The organism is Rhizobacter sp. LjRoot28, assembly GCF_964253025.1.
Taxonomy (GTDB): Bacteria; Pseudomonadota; Gammaproteobacteria; order Burkholderiales; family Burkholderiaceae_C; genus Rhizobacter.
The window spans coordinates 1-5,414 of sequence record NZ_CAXUQC020000002.1; the positions used below are offsets into that span (position 1 = coordinate 1).

The window sequence follows — 5,414 nt, forward strand, 5'->3', positions numbered from 1 at the left end:
CAAAAGCCCTCGTCACGCCGTGACGAGGGCTTTGCAATTAATAGCCTGACGATGTCCTACTTTCACACGGGAATCCGCACTATCATCGGCGCTGAGGCGTTTCACTGTCCTGTTCGGGATGGGAAGGAGTGGGACCACCTCGCTATGGTCATCAGGCTTAACCGTTCGCTGTCGTGCCTGTGGGCAGGACAGCCAATTCGCAGAGTCGGAGCTGATGCTCTTGGGAGCGATCAGCTGCAATCAGAAGTGTTCTTGATTACGCCAGCCAACGATTATGGCATAACGTGTCTTTGACTTCAAGTCAAAGTTATAGGGTCAAGCCTCACGAGCAATTAGTACTGGTTAGCTTAACGCATTACTGCGCTTCCACACCCAGCCTATCAACGTCCTGGTCTCGAACGACTCTTCAGGGGGCTCAAGGCCCCGGCAAGACTTATCTTGAGACGAGTTTCCCGCTTAGATGCTTTCAGCGGTTATCTCTTCCGCACTTAGCTACTCGGCGATGCCACTGGCGTGACAACCGATACACCAGAGGTGCGTCCACTCCGGTCCTCTCGTACTAGGAGCAGGCTCTCTCAATCTTGCAGCGCCCACGGAAGATAGGGACCAAACTGTCTCACGACGTTTTAAACCCAGCTCACGTACCTCTTTAAATGGCGAACAGCCATACCCTTGGGACCGGCTACAGCCCCAGGATGAGATGAGCCGACATCGAGGTGCCAAACACCGCCGTCGATATGAACTCTTGGGCGGTATCAGCCTGTTATCCCCAGAGTACCTTTTATCCGTTGAGCGATGGCCCTTCCATACAGAACCACCGGATCACTTAGTCCTACTTTCGTACCTGCTCGACTTGTCAGTCTCGCAGTCAAGCACGCTTATGCCTATGCACTATCAGCACGATTTCCGACCGTGCCTAGCGTACCTTCGAACTCCTCCGTTACGCTTTGGGAGGAGACCGCCCCAGTCAAACTGCCCACCATACACTGTCCCCAACCCGGATAACGGGCCAAGGTTAGAACCTCAAACACACCAGGGTGGTATTTCAACGTTGGCTCCACGACACCTAGCGGCGCCGCTTCAAAGCCTCCCACCTATCCTACACAGATCTGTTCAAAGTCCAATGTAAAGCTACAGTAAAGGTTCATGGGGTCTTTCCGTCTTTCCGCGGGGAGATTGCATCATCACAAACATTTCAACTTCGCTGAGTCTCTGGAGGAGACAGTGTGGCCATCATTACTCCATTCGTGCAGGTCGGAACTTACCCGACAAGGAATTTCGCTACCTTAGGACCGTTATAGTTACGGCCGCCGTTTACTGGGACTTCAGTCAAGAGCTTGCACCCCATCATTTAATCTTCCAGCACCGGGCAGGAGTCACACCCTATACGTCGACTTTCGTCTTTGCAGAGTGCTGTGTTTTTAATAAACAGTTGCAGCCACCGATTCTCTGCGGCCTTATTGGGCTCACCAAGTAAATGGGTCACCTACTAAAGGCACACCTTCTTCCGAAGTTACGGTGTCAATTTGCCGAGTTCCTTCTCCAGAGTTCTCTCAAGCGCCTTAGAATACTCATCTCGCGCACCAGTGTCGGTTTGCGGTACGGTCGTATGTAGCTGGAGCTTAGTGGCTTTTCCTGGAAGCAGGGTATCACTCACTTCAGCGGCAAGCCGCCTCGTTATCACGCCTCATCTAATTCCCCCGGATTTGCCTAAGGGATACGACTACACGCTTGAACCGGGACATCCAACACCCGGCTGAGTTAACCTTCTCCGTCCCCACATCGCACTACATATCGGTACAGGAATATTGACCTGTTTCCCATCAGCTACGCATCTCTGCCTCGCCTTAGGGGCCGACTCACCCTACGCCGATGAACGTTGCGTAGGAAACCTTGCGCTTTCGGCGAGGGGGCTTTTCACCCCCTTTAACGCTACTCATGTCAGCATTCGCACTTCTGATACCTCCAGCAGCCTTCACAAGCCACCTTCACAGGCGTACAGAACGCTCTCCTACCACGTGCAATAAATTGCACATCCGCAGCTTCGGTAACTGGCTTAGCCCCGTTACATCTTCCGCGCAGGACGACTCGATCAGTGAGCTATTACGCTTTCTTTAAATGATGGCTGCTTCTAAGCCAACATCCTGACTGTTTTAGCCTTCCCACTTCGTTTCCCACTTAGCCAATTTTGGGGACCTTAGCTGGCGGTCTGGGTTGTTTCCCTCTTGTGTCCGGACGTTAGCACCCGGTGCACTGTCTCCCAAGCTGTACTCATCGGTATTCGGAGTTTGCAATGGTTTGGTAAGTCGCCATGACCCCCTAGCCATAACAGTGCTCTACCCCCGACGGTAATACTTGAGGCACTACCTAAATAGTTTTCGGAGAGAACCAGCTATTTCCAAGTTTGTTTAGCCTTTCACCCCTATCCACAGCTCATCCGCTAGTTTTGCAACACTAGTCGGTTCGGACCTCCAGTACCTGTTACGGCACCTTCATCCTGGCCATGGATAGATCACTTGGTTTCGGGTCTACACCCAGCGACTGAACGCCCTATTCGGACTCGATTTCTCTACGGCTTCCCTATTCGGTTAACCTTGCCACTGAATGTAAGTCGCTGACCCATTATACAAAAGGTACGCCGTCACCCGTTTCCAGGCTCCGACTGTTTGTATGCATGCGGTTTCAGGATCTATTTCACTCCCCTCCCGGGGTTCTTTTCGCCTTTCCCTCACGGTACTAGTTCACTATCGGTCGATTACGAGTATTTAGCCTTGGAGGATGGTCCCCCCATATTCAGACAGGATTACACGTGTCCCGCCCTACTTGTCGCACGCCTAGTTCCACACTCGAGATTTTTCATACGGGGCTATCACCCACTATGGCCGGACTTTCCATTCCGTTCTGATATCAAGAGTGCTAAAACGTGCAGGCTCTTCCGATTTCGCTCGCCACTACTTTCGGAATCTCGGTTGATGTCTTTTCCTCGAGCTACTGAGATGTTTCAGTTCACTCGGTTCGCCTCGCATACCTATGTATTCAGTATGCGATACCCTTGCGGGTGGGTTTCCCCATTCGGAAATCTCCGGATCAAAGCTAATTTGCCAGCTCCCCGAAGCTTATCGCAGGCTATCACGTCCTTCGTCGCCTGTAATCGCCAAGGCATCCACCACATGCACTTAGTCACTTGACCCTATAACTTTGACACCGCTGACTGGCGGTATCGTCAAGGACTCATATTTGAGTATTACGCGTTATGCCGATTCAATCTCTTTCGAGTTGAATTGTTGTTGACGCAATCAAAAACGATTGCTGTCGGCACGGTGCGTCTTGCGACGCTTTCCGACAGCAACTTCTGATTTTCGACTCTACGAATTGTTAAAGAACAACAGCCGATTCTTTCGAATCGCTGACGCAAACGCCCGAATGGACTCTTGTGTCAACGACGAACATCGTGGTGAATGGTGGAGGATGACGGGATCGAACCGACGACCCCCTGCTTGCAAAGCAGGTGCTCTCCCAGCTGAGCTAATCCCCCAATGAATATTGGTGGGTCTGGTTGGTCTCGAACCAACGACCCCCGCCTTATCAAGACGGTGCTCTAACCAACTGAGCTACAGACCCTGCAATCTTCTTAGTGAAGCGCCAAGGGCCTGGGCAGCGCCAGGACGCATTTGCCGGCTCACATTTCACACTGTTGTGAACTACAGCCGATAAGCGTGGGCGCAAGAATTTGAGTGCAATTTCCAGAAAGGAGGTGATCCAGCCGCACCTTCCGATACGGCTACCTTGTTACGACTTCACCCCAGTCACGAACCCTGCCGTGGTAATCGCCCTCCTTGCGGTTAGGCTAACTACTTCTGGCAGAACCCGCTCCCATGGTGTGACGGGCGGTGTGTACAAGACCCGGGAACGTATTCACCGCGGCAAGCTGATCCGCGATTACTAGCGATTCCGACTTCACGCAGTCGAGTTGCAGACTACGATCCGGACTACGACCGGTTTTCTGAGATTAGCTCCCCCTCGCGGGTTGGCAGCCCTCTGTACCGGCCATTGTATGACGTGTGTAGCCCTACCCATAAGGGCCATGATGACCTGACGTCATCCCCACCTTCCTCCGGTTTGTCACCGGCAGTCTCATTAGAGTGCCCTTGCGTAGCAACTAATGATAAGGGTTGCGCTCGTTGCGGGACTTAACCCAACATCTCACGACACGAGCTGACGACGGCCATGCAGCACCTGTGTTCAGGTTCTCTTTCGAGCACTCCCACATCTCTGCGGGATTCCTGACATGTCAAGGGTAGGTAAGGTTTTTCGCGTTGCATCGAATTAAACCACATCATCCACCGCTTGTGCGGGTCCCCGTCAATTCCTTTGAGTTTCAACCTTGCGGCCGTACTCCCCAGGCGGTCAACTTCACGCGTTAGCTTCGTTACTGAACAGCAAGCCGTCCAACAACCAGTTGACATCGTTTAGGGCGTGGACTACCAGGGTATCTAATCCTGTTTGCTCCCCACGCTTTCGTGCATGAGCGTCAGTACAGGTCCAGGGGATTGCCTTCGCCATCGGTGTTCCTCCGCATATCTACGCATTTCACTGCTACACGCGGAATTCCATCCCCCTCTACCGTACTCTAGCCATGCAGTCACAAATGCAGTTCCCAGGTTGAGCCCGGGGATTTCACATCTGTCTTGCATAGCCGCCTGCGCACGCTTTACGCCCAGTAATTCCGATTAACGCTTGCACCCTACGTATTACCGCGGCTGCTGGCACGTAGTTAGCCGGTGCTTATTCTTCAGGTACCGTCATTAGCTCCTAATATTAGTAAGAGCCGTTTCTTCCCTGACAAAAGTGGTTTACAACCCGAAGGCCTTCTTCCCACACGCGGCATGGCTGGATCAGGCTTGCGCCCATTGTCCAAAATTCCCCACTGCTGCCTCCCGTAGGAGTCTGGGCCGTGTCTCAGTCCCAGTGTGGCTGGTCGTCCTCTCAGACCAGCTACAGATCGTCGCCTTGGTAGGCTTTTACCCCACCAACTAGCTAATCTGATATCGGCCGCTCCAATAGCGCGAGGTCTTGCGATCCCCCGCTTTCACCCGTAGGTCGTATGCGGTATTAATCCGGCTTTCGCCGGGCTATCCCCCACTACTGGGCACGTTCCGATATATTACTCACCCGTTCGCCACTCGCCACCAGGATTGCTCCCGTGCTGCCGTTCGACTTGCATGTGTAAGGCATGCCGCCAGCGTTCAATCTGAGCCAGGATCAAACTCTTCAGTTCGATCTTGATAATTTACTCAAAGAATTGAAGTGAACTTCACTTCTATGAGCGTTTAAGGTCCATGAGACCTCGAGTCTTGCGACTCTTGGCACTCGCCTTCAAACGCCCACACTTATCGGCTGTTAATTTTTAAAGA

The 5,414-nt window shown here is 52.6% G+C and carries 2 tRNA genes and 3 rRNA genes; all 5 read right to left on the reverse strand.

The window, feature by feature from the left end:
• Positions 1 to 43 precede the first annotated feature (43 nt).
• A 5S ribosomal RNA gene (gene rrf / locus ACSQ2F_RS22940) occupies positions 44 to 156 on the reverse strand.
• A gap of 155 nt (positions 157 to 311) precedes the next feature.
• Positions 312 to 3,190 (reverse strand): 23S ribosomal RNA (locus tag ACSQ2F_RS22945).
• A 269-nt stretch (positions 3,191 to 3,459) separates the two neighbouring features.
• Positions 3,460 to 3,535, reverse strand: a tRNA-Ala gene (locus ACSQ2F_RS22950).
• Positions 3,536 to 3,544: 9 nt separating this feature from the next.
• Positions 3,545 to 3,621 (reverse strand) — tRNA-Ile (locus ACSQ2F_RS22955).
• A 126-nt stretch (positions 3,622 to 3,747) separates the two neighbouring features.
• Positions 3,748 to 5,278: ribosomal RNA gene (locus ACSQ2F_RS22960) — 16S ribosomal RNA — on the reverse strand.
• Together the 16S, 23S and 5S rRNA genes with 2 tRNA genes alongside form the textbook arrangement of a ribosomal RNA operon.
• Positions 5,279 to 5,414: the final 136 nt, after the last annotated feature.